Here is an 18,917-nt window from a genome sequence, read left to right on the forward strand (position 1 = left end):
CTCTCGATTGCAGCCCGTTGATTTCACTAGGAAATTTTGGCGGAGTGGACGGGACTCGAACCCGCGACCCCCGGCGTGACAGGCCGGTATTCTAACCGACTGAACTACCACTCCGCGTCGGTGTGACTTTCGCCTTCGCACCTTGCAGTGCTCGGGCCAAGTGCCACAAAACTTGGCGACCCTACGGGGATTCGAACCCCGGTACTCACCGTGAAAGGGTGATGTCCTAGGCCTCTAGACGATAGGGTCAGAACCTGAGGAACGAAGACCTTTCGGCCCTCTACCTTCTACGACACCTGGTTGGTGGAGGTAAGCGGGATCGAACCGCTGACCTCTTGCATGCCATGCAAGCGCTCTCCCAGCTGAGCTATACCCCCGGATCGACCGCTTTGAAAGTTGCCTTTCTTGTCGCTCATCCCTACTGGGTGTCGAGCCTCGCAGTATATACCGAAATTCAGGCCGTCTTCAATCTCTCGATGACTTTTTCGCGGGAGAACAGGGCGAGGACGGCGTCGAGCGAGGGCGTCTGCGGGGTGCCCATCACCAGCACGCGCACCGGCATGGCCAACTGGGGCATCTTCAGGCCCTGGGCCGCAAGGACTTCCTTGATGGCGGCCGCGATGGCGGCCTTGTCCCATGCCGCCACGGCAGCCAGCTTCTCGGCCAGCGCAGCCACGGCCGGGCGGATGGCGTCGGTGAGGTATTGCGCCCGGTCCGCGTCGCTGGCCTGCACGTCCGCATAGAAGGCCCGGGCCCATCCGGCCAGCGCCACGGTCGTGTCGCAGCGGTCCTTGAAGAGGCCGCAGATGGCGGGCAGGCGCTCGTCGGCCGCGATGCCCTCCTTCGCCAGGTGCTGCGCCACCAGCGGCGCCAGCGCCTCGTCCGGCGTCGTCTTCATGTGCTGCGCGTTCACCCAGCGCAGCTTGGCCTCGTCGAACTGCGCGGCGCTGCGGCCCAGGTGGTCGAGGTTGAACCACTGCAGGAACTGCTCGCGCGAGAAGATCTCGTCGTCGCCATGGCTCCAGCCCAGCCGCGCCAGGTAGTTGACCATCGCGTCGGGCAGGAAGCCCTCGTCGCGGTACTGCGTGACGGGCTTGGCGCCGTTGCGCTTGCTCATCTTCTCGCCCTGCTCGTTGAGCACGGTGGGCAGGTGCGCGTACACCGGCGGCTCCTTGCCCAGGGCGCGGAAGATGTTGATCTGGCGCGGCGTGTTGTTGACGTGGTCGTCGCCGCGGATGACGTGGGTGATGCCCATGTCGATGTCGTCCACCACCACGCAGAAGTTGTACGTGGGCGTGCCGTCGGGCCGCGCGATGACGAGGTCGTCGAGCTCGTCGTTGCGGATCTCGATGCGGCCCTTGACCTTGTCGTCCCAGGCGACCACGCCGCCCTGCGGGTTGCGGAAGCGCAGCACGGGCTGCACGCCTTCGGGCACGGGCGGCAGCACCTTGCCCGGCTCGGGGCGCCAGGTGCCGTCGTAGCGCGGCTTTTCCTTGTTGGCCATCTGGCGCTCGCGCAGGGCGTCGAGTTCGGCCACGCTCATGTAGCAGGGGTAGACCAGGCCCTGGGCCTGCATGTCGGCCAGCACCGCCTTGTAGCGGTCCATGCGCTGCATCTGGTAGTACGGGCCCTCGTCGTGGTCCAGGCCCAGCCAGGCCATGCCTTCGAGGATCACGTCCACGGCGGCCTGGGTGGAGCGCTCCAGGTCGGTGTCCTCGATGCGCAGGATGAAGTCGCCGCCGGTGGAGCGGGCGAAGGCCCAGGGGTACAGGGCCGAGCGGATGTTGCCCAGGTGGATGAAGCCGGTGGGCGACGGCGCGAATCGGGTGCGGGTCTTGCTCATTGTTCTCGGGTCAGCTCAGCGTCGTCAGGCCGCGCAGCAGATCGTCCTGGATGTCCTCGATGTGCTCCAGCCCCACGGCCACGCGGATCGTGCCCTGCGTGATGCCGGCCGCCTGGCGCTGCTCTTCGGACAGGCGCCCGTGCGAGGTGGAGGCCGGATGGCTGATGATCGTCTTGGTGTCGCCCAGGTTGGTGGCGATGGACAGCAGGCGGCAACTGTCGATCACGTGGAAGGCCTTCGCGCGCGCCGCCTCGGGCGTGTCGCCGGCCAGTTGGAACGACAGCACGCCGCCGCCCAGCCCGTTCTGCTGGCGCATCGCCAGTTCGTGCTGCGGATGCGAGGGCAGCCCGGGGTAGTACACCCGCGCCACCTGCGGCTGCGCCTCCAGCCAGCGGGCGATGGCCAGGGTGCTTTCGCACTGCGCCTTCACGCGGATGCCCAGCGTCTCCAGGCCCTTGAGCACCACCCAGGCGTTGAAGGGCGAGAGCACCATGCCGGCGGTGCGCACGATGGGCGCGAACTTGCCCGTGATGAGTTCGTGGCTGGCGCACAGCGCGCCGGCCATCACGCGGCCCTGGCCGTCCAGGTACTTGGTGCCGGAATGCATCACGATGTCGGCGCCCAGTTGCGTCGGCTTTTGCAGGATGGGCGTGGCGAAGGCGTTGTCCACCGCCAGCAGCGCGCCGGCGGCGCGCGCGATGTCGGCCAGCGCCGCGATGTCGCAGACCTCGGTGAGCGGGTTGGTGGGCGTCTCGGCGAACAGCAGCTTGGTGTTGGGCCGCACCGCCGCGCGCCATTCGTCCACGTCGGTCTGCGAGCAGAAGGTGGTCTCCACCCCGAACTTGCCGAACTCCTTGGCGAACAGGTTGAGCGTGGAGCCGAACATGGAGCGCGACAGCACGACGTGGTCGCCCGCCCTGAGCAGGCCCATGATCATCAGCAGGATCGCCCCCATGCCGCTAGCGGCGGCGATGGCGGCCTCGGTGCCCTCCATGGCCGCCAGCCGCTGCTCGAAGCTGGTGACGGTGGGGTTGGAGGTGCGGGAATAGGTGTAGCCCTCGCCGCTGGAAAAGCGCTGCGCCGAGGTCTCGGAGTCGGGTTGCACGAAGCCGGTGGTGAGGTACAGCGCCTCGGAGTTCTCGCCGTACTGGCTGCGTTCGATGGCGGTGCGCACGGCCAGCGTCTCGGGGCGCAGCCCGGCGGGCAGGGATCGGTCTGTCATGGTCAGCTCAGGTTGGGCAGCACCAGGCGCGAGGAGTCGACGTCCGTTTCCTCGACGCGGGGCCGGTTGCCGTTCATGCGCGTGATGGCGTCGGTGTCGATGTCGCCGGTGACGTAGACGCCGTCGAAGCACGAGGCCTCGAAGCCGTCGATGGCCGGCGCGCCGGTGGAGGCCGCCTTGCGCACGGCGCGCTTCATGCCGTCCACGTCCTGGTAGATCAGCGCGTCGCAGCCGATCAGCTGGCGGATCTCCTCGACGCTGCGGCCGTGCGCGACCAGTTCGTCCTTGGTCGGCATGTCGATGCCGTACACGTTGGGAAAGCGCACCGGCGGCGCGGCGCTGGCCAGGTAGACCTTGCGCGCGCCGGCGTCGCGCGCCATCTGCACGATCTCGCGGCTGGTGGTGCCGCGCACGATGGAGTCGTCCACCAGCAGCACGTTGCGGTCCTTGAACTCGCTGCCGATGACGTTGAGCTTCTGCCGCACCGAGCGCTTGCGCACGCCCTGCCCTGGCATGATGAAGGTGCGGCCCACGTAGCGGTTCTTCACGAAGCCCTCGCGGTACGGGATGCCCAGCAGGTGTGCGAGCTGCGTGGCGCTCGGGCGGCTGGACTCGGGGATCGGGACGATCACGTCGATCTCGTTCGGCGGCACGGTCGAGATCACGCGCTGCGCCAGCGTCTCGCCCAGGTTCAGGCGGGCCTGGTAGACGGAGATGCCGTCCAGCGTCGAATCGGGCCGCGCGAGGTAGACGTACTCGAAGATGCAGGGGTGCAGCGTCGGCGCCTGGGCGCACTGGCGCACGTGAAGCTGCCCCTGCAGGTCGATGAAGACGGCCTCGCCGGGCGCCACGTCGCGCTCGAAAGTGAAGCCGGAGCCTTCCAGCGCCACCGACTCGCTGGCCGCCATCCAGGCGCCCTCGGCGTTGCGGCCCAGGCACAGCGGGCGGATGCCGTACGGATCGCGAAACACCAGCAGCCCGTGGCCGGCGATGAGCGACACCACGGCGTACGAGCCGCGCAGGCGCCGGTGCACCGCCTCCACCGCCGTGAAGATGTCGTCGATGCGCAGCGGCACGCCGCGCGTGGCGCGCTCGATCTCGTGTGCCAGCACGTTGAGCAGCACCTCCGAGTCGCTCTCGGTGTTGGTGTGGCGGTGGTCGGTGGAGAACAGCTCGGCCCGCAGCGCATGCGCGTTGGTCAGGTTGCCGTTGTGCACCAGCACGATGCCGAAGGGCGCGTTGACGTAGAAGGGCTGGGCCTCTTCCTCGCTGTAGGCGTTGCCGGCCGTCGGGTAGCGCACCTGGCCCAGGCCCACGCTGCCGGGCAGCGCCCGCATGTTGCGGGTGCGGAAGACGTCGCGCACCATGCCCTTGGCCTTGTGCATGAAGAACTTGCGCTCGAGCATCGTGACGATGCCCGCGGCATCCTGCCCGCGGTGCTGCAGCAGCAGCATGGCGTCGTAGAGCAACTGGTTGACGGGGGCGCTGCTGACGACGCCGACGATTCCACACATGGGGTGATCCTCTCAGGGGAGATAGCTTGCCAACTTTTCGGGCAGCGCGGGCTTGATGCCCTGCAATGCCGCATCCAGCCAGGGGGCGCTGGCGGACTCGCGCCACCAGGCGTCCTGGCCCAGGGCGAGGATGTGCACCACCACCGCCACGACCAGCAGCGCCACCACGGCGCGCGCCGTGCCGAAGGCCATGCCCAGCATGCGGTCGACCGGCCGCAGCCCGGCCACCGTGACCAGCTTGCGCGTGAGCGCCGCCACCAGCCCGCCGGCGAAGGCGATGAGCACGAACACCAGCACGAAGCCCGCCGCGTAGCGCCACGGCGCCTGCGGGTCGCCGAAGGGCAGCCAGGCGCCGACGTCGGCGGCGAAGGCCTGCGCGAAGAGGAAGGCGGCGATCCAGCCCGCCAGGGTGATGACCTCGAAGACCAGCCCGCGCCACAGGCCGAGCAGCATCGAGACCCCGATCAGCGCCACCGCGATCCAGTCGAACAAGGCCACGGCCGCACCGCGCGCTGCTACAGGCTGAGCACGGCGGCGGGCAGCGCCAGGCCCTTGATGCGCTCGGCGGCCTTGTCGGCGTCGGCGCGCGAGGAGAACGGCCCCACCCGCACGCGGGTGCGCTCGCCGGCGGCCGTCTTGGCGACCTGGGTGTAGGTCTTCAGCCCGGCCTTCTCCAGCTTCTGGCGCGTTTCGCTGGCCTTGCCGGCATCGGCGAAGGCGCCGACCTGCACGATGAAGCGGCCCGAGGCCTCGGCCGCCGGCGGCTTGGCTTCGGCGGCCGGTTTGGCCGCCGCGGACGAGCGGCCTTCCAGCAGCGCGAGGGCGCGGCTGCCGTCGTCGCGGCCGGCCGGCTTGGCAGCAGGCTTGGCTTCGGCGGGCTTGGCCTCCGCCGGCTTGTGCTCCGGCGCCGGCCGCGATTCGGGCTTCGGCTCCGGTTTGGGATCGGGCTTCGGTTCCGGCGGTGGAGCCGGCTTGGGCTCGGGGGCCGGCGGCGGGGCGGGCGGCGGCGCGCTGGCCACGACCTCGCTGCCGTCGGCCCGCTCGGTGATCACGCCGTCGTCGGAGGAAGCAGCGGCGCCGCTGCGCTGCGCAACAGGTGCCTCGGGCACCGGCAGCGGCTTGGCCTTGTTGCGGTCGGGGATCTCGATCGGAATGTCCACCGCCACCGGCCGCGGCTGGGTGTCGAACAGCAGCGGGAAGCCGATCACCCCGATCAGCACCAGCACCGCCGCGCCCAGCAGCCGGTGCCGCGCGCGCCGGCGCATGGACTCCACGCTTTCCGCCGGAGCCGCCGCGGCAGCACTGCGTGCGTCGTTGCCCGGTTGGCCCTGCGAGCGGAACTTGAAGAACGCCATGAATGTCGCGTGTGGTGGAGCCCGAAAGGCGGGGCCGGATCAGGCGCCCGGCTGGAGGTGCCGGGCCTGCAGGCGGGGCACGCCCTGCTCGAGCACCCCACCCACGGTGAAGAAGGAACCGAAGACCACGATTCTATCAGCCGCCCCTGCGGCGGCGACCGCCGCGGCGAGCGCCTCGGAGGGCGAGGCATGCGTGCTGCAGGCCGCGTCCGCGCGCGTGTTCTGCGCCCGCCAGGCGGCGGCCAGATCGGCGGCGCGGGCCGCCCGCGGCGTCGGCAGGTCGGTGAAATACCAGCGGTCCACCAGCGGCCCGATGCGCGCGAAGATCGCCGCCAGGTCCTTGTCGGCCATGGCGCCGAACACGGCGTGCGTCACCGGGTAGAAGCCCATCGCGTCCAGGTTCTCGGCCAGCGCCGCCACGGCGTGGCCGTTGTGCGCCACGTCCAGCACCAGCGCCGGCTGGCCGGGCACGATCTGGAAGCGGCCGGGCAACTCCACCAGCGCCAGGCCGGTGCGCACGGCCTGGGCCGTCACTGGCAGTTGGGGGCGCAACGCCTCCAGCGCGGCCAGCACGCCCGCCGCGTTGATGAGTTGGTTGGCGCCGCGCAGCGCCGGGTAAGCCAGCCCGGCATAGCGCCGCCCGCGCCCGGCCCACGACCACTGCTGGCGGTCGCCGGCGACGTTGAAGTCGCGGCCCGACAGCCACAGGTCGGCGCCGATCGCCTCGCCGTGCGCCACCACGCTCTTCGGCGGCACCGGATCGCTGACGACGGCCGGCCGGCCGGGACGCATGATGCCCGCCTTCTCGAAGCCGATGCGCTCGCGGTCGGGGCCGAGGAACTCCACGTGGTCGAGGTCGATGCTGGTGATCACCGCGCAGTCGGCGTCGATGATGTTGACGGCGTCCAGCCGGCCGCCCATGCCGACCTCCAGGATCGCCACGTCCGGCTTCGCGTCGGCCATGCGCGCGAACAGCGCCAGGGTGGTGAACTCGAAATAGGTCAGCGAGATGTCGCCCCGTGCGCGCTCCACCGCCTCGAAGTACGGCGGCAGGCTGTCGGCGTCGACCGGCGCGCCGCCCAGGCGCAGGCGCTCCTCGAAGTGCACCAGGTGCGGCGAACCGTAGACGCCCGTGCGGTACCCGGCCTCGGACAGGATGGACTCCAGCATGGCGCAGGTGGAGCCCTTGCCGTTGGTGCCCGCCACGGTGATGACGGGGCAGCCGAAGGCCAGCCCCATCCGGTCGGCCACGGCACGCACGCGCGGGAGGCCCAGTTCGATGTTCTTCGCGTGCAGTCGCTCGGCGTGCGCGAGCCAGTCGGCCAGTGTCTTCATGGAGGGCGGCATTGTCGCAAAGCGGCCCGGCCCGGTTTCGGGGATGATCCGGCGCCATGATCGACCTCTACGGCATCCCGAACTGCGACACCGTCAAGCGCGCCCGTGCATGGCTCGACGGACAGGGCGTTCCCTACCGCTTCCACGACTTCAAGAAGGAAGGCGTGCCGGCCGACGCGCTGCGACGCTGGATCGCCGCGCTCGGCTGGGAGGCGCTGGTCAACCGGCGCGGCACCACCTGGCGCCAGTTGGACGCCGCCACGCGCGAGGGCGTCGTGGACGCGGACTCGGCCGCACGGGTGCTGGCGGCGAACCCCAGCCTGGTCAAGCGGCCGGTGGTCGAATGGGCGCCCGGGCCGCAGGTCACGGCCGGCTTCGACGCGCAGGCCTGGCAAGCGCTGGCCGGGCGCCGGGGTTGAACCTTGGCGCCTGCCAGGCGTCCAATTGCCCCGTTGCCTCGTCACACAAGGAGATCCTCATGGCCAGATTCCCCGCCCCGCGCCTGCTGGCGGCTGCGCTGCTGGCCGGCGCCTGCCTGGGCGTCCAGGCGCAGCCCGGCACCGAGCAGGGCCGCGTGATCGCCAGCGAGCCGATCACCGAGCAGGGCCGCACGGTCGGCTACTCGGTGACCTACGAATACGCCGGCCGCACCTACACCACGCGCACCGACGGCCCACCGGGCCCGACCATCCCGGTGCAGGTGAGCCCCTACGGCGTCACCACCTACCCCGTCGCGCCGCAGCCGGAACTGGCGGACAACGACATGCCCCCGCCGCAGCCCGGCGCCGATCCGGCGCAGGTCGTGCCGGAGCCCGGCGTGGTGGTCTCGGGCGCGGGCGTGCCGTACGGCGCCCCGCCCGCGGCCTACCCTGCGCCGGTGTACGTGGCCCCGGCTTACGCCGCGCCCTACGCCTATCCGGCGCCCTGGGTCTATCCGCCGGTCGGCGTGTCGCTCAACCTGGGCTACGCGCGCGGCTGGCACCACGGCCACCGCCACTGGCACCGCGGCTGGCGCTGAGGCGTCGGCGCCTTTCTACAATCGCATCCGCGCCGGGCCCCGATCGGGCCCGGCGCTTCTTCTTTTCCTCTCCTCCTCCCTGCATCATGGCCCTCACCTCGCTGGACGGCGTGTCCGTCTCGACCCAAGCCAACGTGTACTTCGACGGCAAGTGCGTCTCGCACGGCGTCACCTTCGCCGACGGGCGCAAGTGCACGGTGGGCGTGATCCTGCCCTCCACGCTGACCTTCAACACCGGCGCGGCCGAGGTCATGGAATGCGTGGCCGGCGCCTGCGAATACAGGCTGGCCGGCAGCGACGAATGGAAGAAGTCGGGCCCCGGCGAACGGTTCAGCGCACCCGCCAATTCGTCGTTCGACATCCGCGTGGCCGAGGCCTACCACTACATCTGCAGCTTCGGCTGAACGGCGATGCGCCACGCCGCAGCGCCCGCCGACGCCAGCCTGATCGACTCGCGCACCGCCGCCTGGCGGCTGGTCACCACGCTGGGACTGGTGGCGCTGGGCAACAGCAGCATGTACGTGGTGTCGGTGGTGCTGCCGGCGGTGCAGGCCGAGTTCGGCGTCGGGCGGGGCACGGCGTCGGTGCCCTACACGCTGATGGTGGTCAGCCTGGGGCTGGGCGGCATCCTCACCGGCCGGCTGGCCGACCGTCACGGCATCGCGCGCGTGCTGATGATGGGCGCGGCGGCGGTCTGCGGCGGCTACCTGTGGGCCGCCTTCTCGGGCAGCATCTGGGCTTTCGGCGCCGCGCACGCGCTGCTGGGCCTTCTGGGCGGCGCGGCCACCTTCGCACCGCTGATGGCCGACACCACGCTGTGGTGGGCCAAGCGGCGCGGCATCGCGGTGGCCATCTGCGCCAGCGGCAACTACCTGGCCGGCGCCGTCTGGCCGCCGCTGGCGCAGTGGGGCATCGCGCACTATGGCTGGCGGCCCACCTACGTCGCGCTGGGGCTGGTGTGCGGCATCGGCATGGCGGTGCTGGCGCTGTACATGCGCCAGCGGCCGCCGGCGGTGGCGCCGGTGGCTGCGGCAGCGGCGGGCCGCGCCGTGCCGACCGACCGCCCCTTCGGCCTGCCGCCCGCGCACGCGCAGTGGCTGCTGTGCGTGGCCGGCGTGGCCTGCTGCGTGGCCATGGCCATGCCGCAGGTGCACATCGTCGCCTACTGCACCGACCTGGGCTACGGCGCCGCGCGCGGCGCCGAGATGCTGTCGCTGATGCTGGCCTGCGGCATCGTCAGCCGGCTGGTCTCGGGCCTGATCTGCGACCGCATCGGCGGCATCCGCACGCTGCTGCTGGGCTCGGTGCTGCAAGGGCTGGCGCTGCTCATGTTCCTGCCCTTCGACGGGCTGGTGCCGCTGTACCTGATCTCGGCCATGTTCGGGCTGTTCCAGGGCGGCATCGTGCCTTCCTACGCCATCATCGTGCGCGAGCACTTCCCGCCGCGCGAGGCCGGCGCACGCGTGGGCGCCGTCATCATGGCCACCATGCTGGGCATGGCGCTGGGCGGCTGGATGTCGGGCTGGATCTTCGACGTCACCGGCGGCTACCACGCGGCGTTCGTCAACGGCATCGGCTGGAACCTGCTGAACCTGAGCATCACCGGCTGGCTGTACCTGCGCACGCGCAGGCTGCCGGCGCGGCTGGCCGGGGCTTAGGCCGGCCCTAGACCACCACCGGCTCCGGCTCCAGCCGGATGCCGAATCGCTCGTACACGCTGGTCTGGATCGCCTTGGCCAGCGTCATCACTTCGCCGCCGGTGGCCGGGTGCGCGCGCCCGCCGCGGTTGACCAGCACCAGCGCCTGCTTCTCGTACACGCCGGCGTTGCCGACCGACTTGCCCTTCCAGCCGCAGGCGTCGATCAGCCAGCCGGCCGCCAGCTTCACCGTGCCGTCGGGCATGGGGTAGTGCACGATCTTCGGGTCGCGCGCGATGATGTCGGCGCACTGCTCGGGCGTGACGGTGGGGTTCTTGAAGAAGCTGCCGGCGTTGCCCAGCACGCGCCAGTCGGGCAGCTTGGCGCTGCGGATCGCGCACACCCAGTCGAAGATCTGCATCGGCGTGGGCTCGGCGATGCCGGTCTCGGCCATCCTGCGCGCCAGGTCCAGGTAGCCCAGCTCGGGCTTCCAGGGCCTGGGCAGCCGCAGCCGCACGCGGGTGATGAGCGCCCGGCCGGCCAGGCCGAAGTCGTTGGGGCCGGCGGCCACGTGCTTGAACACCGAGTCGCGGTAGCCGAAGGCGCACTGCGCGGCATCGAGCGTGAAGGGCCGGCCCGTCGCCAGGTCGATGCCGTCCAGCGACTCGAAGCGGTCCTGCAGCTCGACGCCGTAGGCGCCGATGTTCTGCACCGGCGCACCGCCCACCGTGCCGGGGATGAGCGCCATGTTCTCCAGCCCCGGCCAGCCCTGCGCCAGCAGCCACCGCACCGTGTCGTGCCAGACCTCCCCGGCGCCGGCCTCGACGATCCAGGCGCGCGGCGTCTCCTCGACCAGCCGGCGGCCGCGGATCTCGACCTTGAGCACCAGCGCCTTGACGTCGCCGGTGAGCACGATGTTGCTGCCGCCGCCGAGCACGAATTTCGGCACGCCCTGCCAGCGCGCATCGGCCAGCACGGCGTGCACGTCGTCCTCGCTTTCGATGCGCACCATCTGCTGGGCGCGCGCGACGATGCCGAAGCTGTTGTGCGGCTGCAGGGGGGCGTTTCGCTCGACGATCATGGGAGAATTGTCGCATCCGCGCCCTGTCGCCAGAGGGCGCATCGACGCTTCAGGAGATCCCGCCCATGCCTTCCTTCGACACCGTGTGCGAACCCAATCTGGTGGAGGTGCGCAACGCCGTGGACAACGCCGCCAAGGAGATCGGCACCCGCTTCGACTTCAAGGGCACGGCCGCCGCCATCGAGCTCAAGGACAAGGAGATCACCCTCACCGGCGACGCCGAGTTCCAGCTCGCGCAGGTGGAGGACATCCTGCGCGGCAAGCTGACCAAGCGCAGCGTGGACGTGCGCTTCCTCGATAAAGGCAGCGTGCAGAAGATCGGCGGCGACAAGGTCAGGCAGGTGATCACCGTGCGCAGCGGCATCGCCACCGAGGACGGCAAGAAGATCCAGCGCCTGCTCAAGGACAGCAAGCTCAAGGTGCAGGCCGCGATCCAGGGCGACGCGGTGCGCGTGACCGGCGCCAAGAAGGACGACCTGCAGGCCGCGATGGCGCTGATCCGCAAGGACATGGCGGACCTGCCGCTGTCGTTCAACAACTTCCGGGATTGACGCGCCGATGAAGCCGCTGTTCGCCGCCCTCGCCCTGCTGGCGGCCAGCCTGGCCGCGCACGCCCAGTCGGTGATGCTCACCGGCACCATCGGCAGCCGGGCGATCCTCGTCGTCGACGGCGGCGCCCCGCGCACCGTGGCGCCCGGCGAGACGGTGCAGGGCGTGCGCCTGGTGAGCCTGCAGGGCGGCCAGGCGACGGTGGAATCGGGCGGCCAGCGCCTGGTGCTGCGCATGGACCAGCCGGTGAGCATCGGCGGCGCGCCGCGCAGCGCGGGCGGCACGCGCATCGTGCTGCCGGTGGACGGCCGCGGCCACTTCATGACGCAGGGCACCATCAACGGCCGCACGGTGAACTTCATGCTCGACACGGGCGCCACCGCGGTGGCCCTGTCGGCGGCCGACGCGCAGCGCATCGGGCTGGACTACAGCAAGGGCCAACCGGTGCAGATCAACACGGCCAACGGCGTGGCGGTGGGGCACCGCATCAAGCTCTCGTCGGTGCGCGTGGGCGACGTGGAGGTCTACGACGTGGACGCCGTGGTCTCGCCGCAGTCGATGCCCTTCGTGCTGCTGGGCAACAGCTTCATCGGCCGCTTCTCGATGCGGCGCGATGCCGACCAGATGGTGCTGGAGAAGCGCTTCTGATCCTCACGGCAGCGCGGCCGTGACCACGATCTCGATCTTGTAGGCCGGATTGGCCAGCGCCGCCTGCACGGTGGCGCGCGGCGGCGTGTGGCCGGCGGGGATCCAGGCGTCCCACACCTCGTTCATCGCCGCGATCTCGCTGATGTCGGTCAGGAAGATCTGCGTCATCAGGATGCGCGACTTGTCGGTGCCGGCCTCGGCCAGCAGCTTGTCGACCATCGCCAGCACCTGCGCGGCCTGGCCGCGGATGTCCTGCGTGGTGTCGTCGGGCACCTGGCCGGCGAGGTAAGCGGTGCCGTTGTGCACGGCCATCTCCGACAGGCGGGGGCCGACGTGGAAGCGGGTGAGCTGGGGCATGGCGGGTGTCCTTTCAGGGTGTCTTGCCGGCGGCCGGCGCCTTGGCCTTGCTGCCGATCTTCGATTCGGTGCCGGCCACAAGCCGCCGGATGTTCTCGCGGTGGCGCCAGGCCAGCAGCAGGCTCATGACGATGAGCGCCGCCAGCACCGTACGACGCATGGGCCAGGCGATCTGCCCGCCCAGCAGGTAGTAGGCCGGCGCGAAGAAGGCCGCCACCAGCGAGGCCAGCGACGAATAGCGGAAGAAGAAGGCGATGATCAGCCAGGTCGCGCCCGTGGCCAGGCCCAGCAGCCAGTCGATGCCGAACAGCACGCCGGCCGCCGTCGCCACGCCCTTGCCGCCCTGGAAGCCGAAGAACACCGGGTACAGATGGCCCAGGAAGGCGGCCAGGCCGGCCAGCGCGGCCGTGCCCTCGCCCAGCCCCCAGGCGCCGCCCCACTGGTGGACGGCCCACACCGGCAGCCAGCCCTTGAGCGCGTCCAGCACCAGCGTGGCCAGTGCGGCGCCCTTGCGGCCGGAGCGCAGCACGTTGGTCGCGCCCGGGTTGCCGCTGCCGTAGCTGCGCGGGTCGTCCATGCCGAGCAGGCGGCTGACGATGACGGCGAAGGACAGCGAACCGACGAGATAGGCGGCCACGACGGCAACGAGGGCGGGCAGATTCAACGGCATGTCTCCGGGAGGGGCTGCGGCATTGTGCCAGCGGCCCTTCTGCGCGCCGTCACAGCATCCACTCGATGGGCAGCAGCGACAGCAGCATCACCGCCAGGCGCTGCCAGCCGCGAGAGAGCGGCTCCGAGGCGAGTTCGGCGGGCGGCTGCTGCGCCGCGTCGATCCAGCGCAGCGTGCCTGATTCCGGGTCGCGCCGCACCTGCCAGCTGCCGGCGGGCACGCGCTCGGTGAACACGCGCTCCATCTGCTGCGCCAGCAGCGGGCTGTCGATGACCAGGCCCAGCTCGGTGTTCAGCCGCGCCGAGCGCGGGTCGAAGTTGAAGGAGCCGACGAACACCCGCCGCCCGTCCACGCCGAAGGTCTTGGCATGCAGGCTGGAGCCGGAGCTGCCGAGCAGGCCCCGCCCTTCCCTGCGGCCCGCCTCGGCGGGCGCGCCGGCCGGCGAATCGCCCGCGGGATCGGGCTTGAGTTCGTAGAGCACCACGCCGGCCTCCAGCAGCCGCTGCCGGTGCCGCGCGTAGCCCGAGTGCACGGCCAGCACGTCCGTGGCCGCCATCGAGTTGGTGAGGATGCGCACGCGCACGCCGCGCTTCGCCAGCGCGGCGAAGTAGTCGGCACCCTGGTCGGTGGGCACGAAGTACGGCGACACCAGGTCCAGCGAGCGCGCGGGCTCGCCGATGGCCTCGGCCATGTGGTGGATCAGCAGTTGCTCGCGCCCGGCGCGCGCCAGGCCTTTGGCCGGATCGTCCGCCACGAGCTGCGTCGGCGCCCACACCAGCGGCAGGCGGCCTTCGACGAGCTGCTGCATGAAAGGCAGCCGCTGCACCGCCTCCTTGTAGGCCGCGGCGGCGGGCGAACGCTGCGCCAGCGCCGCGCGGCCCTCGGCCTCGGCCAGCGCCTTCGCCGAGGGCTCGCCCACCAGCGCGGCAATGGGATACGACGAGCCGCTGGCCCAGTAGCCGTCGAAGGACGTCGACACCGCCTGCGCCACCGGCCCCACCGCCAGCACATCGAGGTCGGCGAAGAGCACGCCGTCGGTGGCGCCGAAATACTCGTCGCCCACATTGCGCCCGCCGATCACGGTGGCGGTGCCGTCGGCGGTGAAGCTCTTGTTGTGCATGCGCCGGTTGGCGCGGGCGAAGTCCGTCACGTAGCCCAGCGGCTTGAAGGCGCGGAAGGCGAAGGGGTTGAACAGGCGCACTTCGACCTGGGGATGCGCATCCAGCGCGGCCAGTTCGGCGTCGAGGCCGGCGATGCCGTTGTCGTCGAGCAGCAGGCGCACGCGCACGCCGCGGTCGGCGGCGGCGCGCAGCGCCTCCAGCAGCAGCATGCCGGTGGTGTCGCCGCGCCAGATGTAGTACTGCACGTCCAGCGTGCGCTGCGCCTGCCGGGCCAGCTGCACGCGCGCGGCGAAGGCTTCGCGCGGATCGGTCAGCGGGTGGATGCCGGCCTGGCCGGGATGCTGCTGCGCCAGCGGCTCGATCGCCCGGCCCAGCGGCGTCTCGCGGGCTTCGGCGGCCGGCAGCGCCTGCGATGCGCTGCGCCCCTCCAGCGGCGGCAGCGAGCAGCCGGCCAGCAGGCCGGCCGCGCAGGCCAGCCCGGCGAGCACGAGGCGCGGGCGCAGCAGCCGGATCATGGGTCCATCGCCAGCGCGCACTGCACCGGCGTCGCGCCCAGCAGCGTCACGCACGCCTGCGGGTCGATGCCCACCAGGTAGCCGCGCCGGCCGCCGTTGATGGCGATGCGCGGCAGCGCGAGGATGGTGGCCTCGATGTACACCGGCATCGCGCGCCGCGTGCCGAAGGGCGAGGTGCCGCCCACCTGGTAGCCGGAGTGGCGCTGCGCCACCTCGGGCCGGCAGGGCTCGGCCGACTTGGCGCCGATCTGGCGCGCCAGGTTCTTGGTCGAGACGCTGCGGTTGCCGTGCATCAGCACGACGAGCGGCTTCGCATCCTGGTCCTGCATCACCAGCGTCTTGACCACGGCGAACGGGTCCAGGCCCAGCACCTGCGCGCTGTGCTGCGCGCCGCCGTGCTCGAGGTACTCGTAGGGGTGCTCAGTGAAGGCGACGCCGGCCGCCTTCAGCACCGCGGTGGCGGGCGTCTCGCTGACGTGGGCCTTGTCCCTGCGCATGTCAGTCGCCCGAGGCGCTCCATCGCGCCCAAAGTGGAGGGAATACCGCTGGACTGGCGGCTGCGGAGCAAGCCATGCGAGGACATCCGCGGAACTGGCTTTGCCAGGCCGCGGGATGTGCCCCCTCGAGGGGGTTGGCGAAGCGGAACGAAGTCCGCGAAGACTGGGGGTGTTCCACTTTATGCGGCGGGGTCGCGCATCTCCCAGCGGATGCGGTCGATCTCGGCCAGCAGTTCGGGCGGCAGCGTGGTGCCCCAGGCGTCCAGGTTCTCGTCGAGCTGGGCCAGCGAAGTCACGCCGATGATGGTGCTGGCGACCTGCCACTTGGTGTAGCAGAAGGCCAGCGCCATCCGTGTCGGCGTCAGGCCGTGGTCGCGGGCGAGCTGGTTGTAGCGGCGCGCCGCGGCCAGCGCGTCCGCGCGGCCCCAGCGCTGCTTGCGCACCGACTCGTAGCTGGAGATGCGCGCGCCCTTCGGCGCCCGCGGCCCTTCGGTGCCGCCGGCGTCGTACTTGCCCGTCAGCAGGCCAAAGCCCAGCGGCGAATAGGCCAGCAGCGAGACGTCGAGCCTGTGCATCGTCTCGTCCAGGCCGTTCTCCAGCGCGCGGCTGATCAGGCAGTAGACGTTCTGCACCGTGGCCACGCGCGGCAGGCCGTGCTGCTCCGCGAGGCGCACGAACTCGTGCACGCCGTAGGGCGTCTCGTTCGACAGGCCGATGTAGCGCACCTTGCCGGCCTTCACCAGCGCGCCCAGCGCCTCCAGCTGCTCGTGGATGGAGGTCTGCGACTTCTCCTTGGCCGGGTCGTAGTGGATGTTGCCGAAGGCCGGCACGTGGCGCTCGGGCCAGTGGATCTGGTAGAGATCGATCACGTCCGTCTGCAGGCGGCGCAGGCTGCCCTCGCACGAGGCGGCGATGTCGGCCGCCGTCATGCCCAGGCCCTCGCGCACCCAGGGCATGCCGCGCGAGGGGCCGGCCACCTTGGTCGCGAGCGTGAGCTTACGGCGTGCGCCGGGGTTGGCCTTGAACCAGTTGCCGATGATGGTTTCGGTGGCGCCATAGGTTTCCTGGCGCGCCGGCACGGCGTACATCTCGGCGGTGTCGATGAAGTCGACGCCGCGCTCCAGCGAGCGGTTGAGGATGGCGTGGGCGGTGGGCTCGTCCACCTGCTCGCCGAAGGTCATGGTGCCCAGGCAGATGGGCGTGACGCGCAGGTCGCTGCGGCCGAGGGTGACGGTTTTCATGCGCTCCGGCTCCGTGGCAAAGCACATGAGTTTATGTGCCCGCGCGCCCGCTCACCCTGCCGGCGGCAGCCCCCATACGGTGCGCAGCAGCGACAGCGTGGCGACGATGGCCGGCTCGTGCTCGGCCGCGCGCGGGTAGATGAAGCCCAGCAGCGCGCCCACGCGCGCGTGGGGCCAGATGACCACCTCGCCGCGCTCGCTGGCGGGCAGGGCCACGTCCTCGCGCAGCAGCGACAGGCCTACGCCCGCGCGCACCAGGCTCTGCGGCAGCGACACCTCGTCGGACTCGATCACCTGGTGTGGCGTGAGGCCCTGGCGCGCGAACATGTCACGCATCAGCGTCTGCACGTGGTGCTGCGCGGGCGCTCCGATCCACGGCATGGCCGCCACGTCGCGCCAGCCGGCGTGCAGCAGTTGCGCGCGCAGGCGGGCGGGTCCCGCGATCCGGTAGTGGATGGCCTGCAGCGCCAGCCCCGCCACCTCGCGCGGAATGCTCGGGCCGATGTAGAAGGCCGCCTGCAGCAGGCCCGCCGCCACCTGCTCGCGCATCTCCTCGGCCGGGCCGTGGCGGGTCTTGATCTCCAGCAGCGGCAGCGTGCGCACCAGCGCGCCCAGCAGCGAGCCCAGCCGCAGCGTGTCGGGGTCGGCCACCGTGCCCAGGGTGAGCGAACCCGTCACCTCGCCCTGCAGCTCGCGGGCGCGGCCCAGCAGGTGCCCGGCGGCGTTGAGCACCTGCTCGGCGTCCACCAACAGCGCCTCGCCCGCGCGCGTGAGGCTGATGCGGCCCGGGCGGCGATCGAACAGGGCCACGCCCAGTTCTTCCTCCAGCGCCTTGATCTGCGCCGTGATGGCCGGCTGGGTCAGATGCAGGGCCTCTGCCGTACGCGTCACGTGGCCCAGCTTGGCCGCCGTGACGAAGGCGCGCAGCTGATAGATTTCCATGCCGCAGGGCTGCCGCGCCGCCGACTCAGCACTCCAGGAAGCGCACCTGCGTCGGCTCGATGCCCAGCCGCACCTCGGCGCCGGGCGCAAACATGGCCAAGCCCGCGTAGTGCGGCTGGTCCGTCACCATTGCCACCTCGCCCACGCGCACGCGGTAGCGCGAGAACTCGCCCAGGAATTCGGCGCTCTCTACCCGGCCGTTGAGCCACAGGCGCGAGGCGTCCACCTGCTCGTCGCGCACGCGGATGCTGACTTGGTGCGGGCGGAAGGCCAGCGCCGCCGCACCCAGCGCGGGCGGCTGGTCGGGGCGCGGCAGCGTGAGGCTGCCCAGCCCCTGCACGCGGAAGCTCAGCGTCTCGCCGCCCACCGCCGTCACCTCGCCTTCGAGCAGGTTGGCCGTGCCCACGAAACCGGCCACGAAGCGATTGGCCGGGAAGTCGTACAGCCCGGTGGCCGAGCCGACCTGCTGCAGGATGCCCTTGTCGAGCACCGCCATGCGGTCGGCCGTGGTCATGGCCTCTTCCTGGTCGTGCGTCACGAAGATGGTGGTCAGGCCCAGCTTGCGCTGCAGGTTCTTGAGCTCCTCGCGCATCTGCACGCGCAGCTGCTTGTCGAGGTTGGACAGCGGCTCGTCCAGCAGCAGCAGCTTGGGCTCGATGACCACGGTGCGCGCCAGCGCCACGCGCTGCTGCTGCCCGCCCGAGAGCTGCCCGGGGCGGCGCTGCGCATAGTCGGCCAGGCCCACCAGCTCCAGCACGGCACCCACTTTGCGACGGATGGCATCGCGGCTCTCGCGCCGCTCCACCAGGCCGAAAGCCACGTTGTCCCACACCGTCATGTGGGGCCACAGCGCGTAGTTCTGGAACACCATGCCCACGTTGCGCGCATGTGGAGGCGTGCCGGTGATGTCCTGCCCGTCCACCAGCAGCTCGCCGCGCTGGTGCTGGTTGAAGCCTGCGATCAGGCGCAGCAGCGTGGACTTGCCCGAGCCGGAAGGGCCCAGCAGCGCGAAGAACTCGCCCGGCTCGATGCGCAGGTTCACGTCACGCAGCACCTCGGTAGCGCCATAGCTCAGGCTGATGTGCCGGGCTTCGAGGGAGACTTTGTTCAGGTGCATGGATGGATCACTCCTTGGTGGCCTGCACCGTGGCGCGTGAACGCTCCACGAAGCGGTGCGAGAAATAGGTGCCCAGGCCCACCACCACCACGGCCAGCACGCCCAAGGCGGCGCCCGGCCCGCGGCCCGAGATGCTCTGCATGTACAGGTAAATGCCGTAGCTCATCGGCGCCTGGCTCTCGCTCGACGCCAGCAGCAGCGTGGCCGACAGCTCCACCGCCGCCGTGATGAAGCTGGTGACGAAGCCCGCCAGGA

General features: G+C 71.0%; 20 protein-coding genes, 3 tRNA genes and 1 pseudogene. 6 read left to right on the forward strand and 18 right to left on the reverse strand.

What is annotated here, in order from left to right:
* Positions 1–37: 37 nt before the first annotated feature.
* From ACIY1X_RS14335 to folC, 9 genes are all read right to left on the reverse strand, one after another.
* Positions 38–114: transfer RNA gene (locus tag ACIY1X_RS14335), tRNA-Asp, on the reverse strand.
* Between the two features lie 59 nt (positions 115–173).
* Positions 174–249 (reverse strand) — tRNA-Glu (locus ACIY1X_RS14340).
* A gap of 52 nt (positions 250–301) precedes the next feature.
* A tRNA-Ala gene (locus ACIY1X_RS14345) sits at positions 302–377 on the reverse strand.
* Between the two features lie 77 nt (positions 378–454).
* The gene (gene gltX / locus ACIY1X_RS14350; protein ID WP_399681525.1) at positions 455–1,843 is read right to left on the reverse strand and encodes a glutamate--tRNA ligase; all 1,389 of its coding nucleotides are present in this window, start codon (positions 1,841–1,843) and stop codon (positions 455–457) included.
* A 10-nt stretch (positions 1,844–1,853) separates the two neighbouring features.
* Entirely contained in the window at positions 1,854–3,065 is a 1,212-nt protein-coding gene (locus ACIY1X_RS14355; RefSeq protein WP_399681527.1) for an O-succinylhomoserine sulfhydrylase, read from the reverse strand.
* A gap of 2 nt (positions 3,066–3,067) precedes the next feature.
* Complete coding sequence (gene purF / locus ACIY1X_RS14360) at positions 3,068–4,579, reverse strand: amidophosphoribosyltransferase (RefSeq protein ID WP_399681530.1); 1,512 nt, start codon at positions 4,577–4,579, stop codon at positions 3,068–3,070.
* 12 nt (positions 4,580–4,591) lie between these two features.
* The gene (locus ACIY1X_RS14365) at positions 4,592–5,077 is read right to left on the reverse strand and encodes a CvpA family protein (protein ID WP_399681533.1); all 486 of its coding nucleotides are present in this window, start codon (positions 5,075–5,077) and stop codon (positions 4,592–4,594) included.
* 17 nt (positions 5,078–5,094) lie between these two features.
* Positions 5,095–5,934, reverse strand: coding sequence for an SPOR domain-containing protein (locus tag ACIY1X_RS14370; RefSeq protein WP_399681536.1), 840 nt, complete (start codon positions 5,932–5,934; stop codon positions 5,095–5,097).
* Between the two features lie 39 nt (positions 5,935–5,973).
* On the reverse strand, positions 5,974–7,281 hold the full coding sequence (folC, locus tag ACIY1X_RS14375) for a bifunctional tetrahydrofolate synthase/dihydrofolate synthase (RefSeq protein WP_399681538.1): 1,308 nt from the start codon (positions 7,279–7,281) through the stop codon (positions 5,974–5,976).
* A gap of 44 nt (positions 7,282–7,325) precedes the next feature.
* On the opposite strand from folC, the gene ACIY1X_RS14380 reads away from it, so the two are divergent.
* The 4 genes from ACIY1X_RS14380 to ACIY1X_RS14395 all read left to right on the forward strand — a co-directional run bounded on the left by ACIY1X_RS14380 (position 7,326) and on the right by ACIY1X_RS14395 (position 9,945).
* On the forward strand, positions 7,326–7,688 hold the full coding sequence (locus tag ACIY1X_RS14380; protein ID WP_399681541.1) for an ArsC family reductase: 363 nt from the start codon (positions 7,326–7,328) through the stop codon (positions 7,686–7,688).
* A gap of 59 nt (positions 7,689–7,747) precedes the next feature.
* The gene (locus ACIY1X_RS14385; RefSeq protein WP_399681544.1) at positions 7,748–8,287 is read left to right on the forward strand and encodes a hypothetical protein; all 540 of its coding nucleotides are present in this window, start codon (positions 7,748–7,750) and stop codon (positions 8,285–8,287) included.
* A gap of 86 nt (positions 8,288–8,373) precedes the next feature.
* The gene (locus ACIY1X_RS14390) at positions 8,374–8,691 is read left to right on the forward strand and encodes a pyrimidine/purine nucleoside phosphorylase (protein WP_038212215.1); all 318 of its coding nucleotides are present in this window, start codon (positions 8,374–8,376) and stop codon (positions 8,689–8,691) included.
* Positions 8,692–8,697: 6 nt separating this feature from the next.
* Positions 8,698–9,945: an MFS transporter gene (locus ACIY1X_RS14395; RefSeq protein ID WP_399681547.1), complete on the forward strand. Its 1,248-nt coding sequence runs from the start codon at positions 8,698–8,700 to the stop codon at positions 9,943–9,945.
* A gap of 7 nt (positions 9,946–9,952) precedes the next feature.
* Here the strand turns inward: ACIY1X_RS14395 and murB are convergent, their stop codons facing one another.
* Positions 9,953–11,005 carry a UDP-N-acetylmuramate dehydrogenase gene (gene murB / locus ACIY1X_RS14400; protein WP_399681549.1) on the reverse strand — a complete coding sequence of 351 codons (1,053 nt, stop codon included), beginning with the start codon at positions 11,003–11,005 and terminating at the stop codon, positions 9,953–9,955.
* 65 nt (positions 11,006–11,070) lie between these two features.
* On the opposite strand from murB, the gene ACIY1X_RS14405 reads away from it, so the two are divergent.
* Positions 11,071–11,556, forward strand: a complete 486-nt coding sequence (locus ACIY1X_RS14405; protein ID WP_399681552.1) for a YajQ family cyclic di-GMP-binding protein — start codon at positions 11,071–11,073, stop codon at positions 11,554–11,556.
* Positions 11,557–11,563: 7 nt separating this feature from the next.
* A complete protein-coding gene (locus ACIY1X_RS14410) occupies positions 11,564–12,202 on the forward strand; it encodes a TIGR02281 family clan AA aspartic protease (protein ID WP_399681554.1) in 639 nt (212 codons plus the stop codon).
* A 3-nt stretch (positions 12,203–12,205) separates the two neighbouring features.
* Here ACIY1X_RS14410 and ACIY1X_RS14415 read toward each other — a convergent pair whose 3' ends face one another.
* From ACIY1X_RS14415 to ACIY1X_RS14450, 8 genes and pseudogenes are all read right to left on the reverse strand, one after another.
* A complete protein-coding gene (locus ACIY1X_RS14415; RefSeq protein WP_399681557.1) occupies positions 12,206–12,559 on the reverse strand; it encodes a RidA family protein in 354 nt (117 codons plus the stop codon).
* A gap of 13 nt (positions 12,560–12,572) precedes the next feature.
* On the reverse strand, positions 12,573–13,229 hold the full coding sequence (gene plsY, locus ACIY1X_RS14420) for a glycerol-3-phosphate 1-O-acyltransferase PlsY (RefSeq protein WP_399681560.1): 657 nt from the start codon (positions 13,227–13,229) through the stop codon (positions 12,573–12,575).
* Between the two features lie 49 nt (positions 13,230–13,278).
* A complete protein-coding gene (locus tag ACIY1X_RS14425; protein ID WP_399681562.1) occupies positions 13,279–14,865 on the reverse strand; it encodes a phospholipase D family protein in 1,587 nt (528 codons plus the stop codon).
* Positions 14,862–15,362: an aminoacyl-tRNA deacylase gene (locus ACIY1X_RS14430; RefSeq protein WP_399681565.1), complete on the reverse strand. Its 501-nt coding sequence runs from the start codon at positions 15,360–15,362 to the stop codon at positions 14,862–14,864. The genes ACIY1X_RS14425 and ACIY1X_RS14430 overlap by 4 nt, the downstream gene beginning before the upstream one ends.
* A 179-nt stretch (positions 15,363–15,541) precedes the next feature.
* A complete protein-coding gene (locus ACIY1X_RS14435) occupies positions 15,542–16,603 on the reverse strand; it encodes an aldo/keto reductase (protein ID WP_399681568.1) in 1,062 nt (353 codons plus the stop codon).
* A gap of 51 nt (positions 16,604–16,654) precedes the next feature.
* Positions 16,655–17,545 carry a LysR family transcriptional regulator gene (locus ACIY1X_RS14440; RefSeq protein WP_399681571.1) on the reverse strand — a complete coding sequence of 297 codons (891 nt, stop codon included), beginning with the start codon at positions 17,543–17,545 and terminating at the stop codon, positions 16,655–16,657.
* A 25-nt stretch (positions 17,546–17,570) separates the two neighbouring features.
* Positions 17,571–18,656, reverse strand: a complete 1,086-nt coding sequence (locus ACIY1X_RS14445) for an ABC transporter ATP-binding protein (RefSeq protein WP_399681573.1) — start codon at positions 18,654–18,656, stop codon at positions 17,571–17,573.
* A 13-nt stretch (positions 18,657–18,669) separates the two neighbouring features.
* Positions 18,670–18,917 (reverse strand): annotated as a pseudogene (locus tag ACIY1X_RS14450) (iron ABC transporter permease); the annotation flags it as partial.

The sequence above is a fragment of the Xenophilus sp. genome (assembly GCF_044462705.1).
GTDB lineage: Bacteria > Pseudomonadota > Gammaproteobacteria > Burkholderiales > Burkholderiaceae_C > Xenophilus > Xenophilus azovorans.

Coding starts and splice junctions, on each gene's coding strand:
- ACIY1X_RS14425 (WP_399681562.1), bottom strand. CDS start 14,865: ATGATCCGGCTGCTGCGCCCGCGCCTCGTGCTCGCCGGGCTGGCCTGC.
- murB (WP_399681549.1), bottom strand. CDS start 11,005: ATGATCGTCGAGCGAAACGCCCCCCTGCAGCCGCACAACAGCTTCGGC.
- ACIY1X_RS14435 (WP_399681568.1), bottom strand. CDS start 16,603: ATGAAAACCGTCACCCTCGGCCGCAGCGACCTGCGCGTCACGCCCATC.
- ACIY1X_RS14430 (WP_399681565.1), bottom strand. CDS start 15,362: ATGCGCAGGGACAAGGCCCACGTCAGCGAGACGCCCGCCACCGCGGTG.
- ACIY1X_RS14395 (WP_399681547.1), top strand. CDS start 8,698: ATGCGCCACGCCGCAGCGCCCGCCGACGCCAGCCTGATCGACTCGCGC.
- purF (WP_399681530.1), bottom strand. CDS start 4,579: ATGTGTGGAATCGTCGGCGTCGTCAGCAGCGCCCCCGTCAACCAGTTG.
- ACIY1X_RS14405 (WP_399681552.1), top strand. CDS start 11,071: ATGCCTTCCTTCGACACCGTGTGCGAACCCAATCTGGTGGAGGTGCGC.
- ACIY1X_RS14390 (WP_038212215.1), top strand. CDS start 8,374: ATGGCCCTCACCTCGCTGGACGGCGTGTCCGTCTCGACCCAAGCCAAC.
- ACIY1X_RS14385 (WP_399681544.1), top strand. CDS start 7,748: ATGGCCAGATTCCCCGCCCCGCGCCTGCTGGCGGCTGCGCTGCTGGCC.
- folC (WP_399681538.1), bottom strand. CDS start 7,281: ATGCCGCCCTCCATGAAGACACTGGCCGACTGGCTCGCGCACGCCGAG.
- ACIY1X_RS14380 (WP_399681541.1), top strand. CDS start 7,326: ATGATCGACCTCTACGGCATCCCGAACTGCGACACCGTCAAGCGCGCC.
- ACIY1X_RS14410 (WP_399681554.1), top strand. CDS start 11,564: ATGAAGCCGCTGTTCGCCGCCCTCGCCCTGCTGGCGGCCAGCCTGGCC.
- ACIY1X_RS14440 (WP_399681571.1), bottom strand. CDS start 17,545: ATGGAAATCTATCAGCTGCGCGCCTTCGTCACGGCGGCCAAGCTGGGC.
- ACIY1X_RS14355 (WP_399681527.1), bottom strand. CDS start 3,065: ATGACAGACCGATCCCTGCCCGCCGGGCTGCGCCCCGAGACGCTGGCC.
- plsY (WP_399681560.1), bottom strand. CDS start 13,229: ATGCCGTTGAATCTGCCCGCCCTCGTTGCCGTCGTGGCCGCCTATCTC.
- gltX (WP_399681525.1), bottom strand. CDS start 1,843: ATGAGCAAGACCCGCACCCGATTCGCGCCGTCGCCCACCGGCTTCATC.
- ACIY1X_RS14370 (WP_399681536.1), bottom strand. CDS start 5,934: ATGGCGTTCTTCAAGTTCCGCTCGCAGGGCCAACCGGGCAACGACGCA.
- ACIY1X_RS14415 (WP_399681557.1), bottom strand. CDS start 12,559: ATGCCCCAGCTCACCCGCTTCCACGTCGGCCCCCGCCTGTCGGAGATG.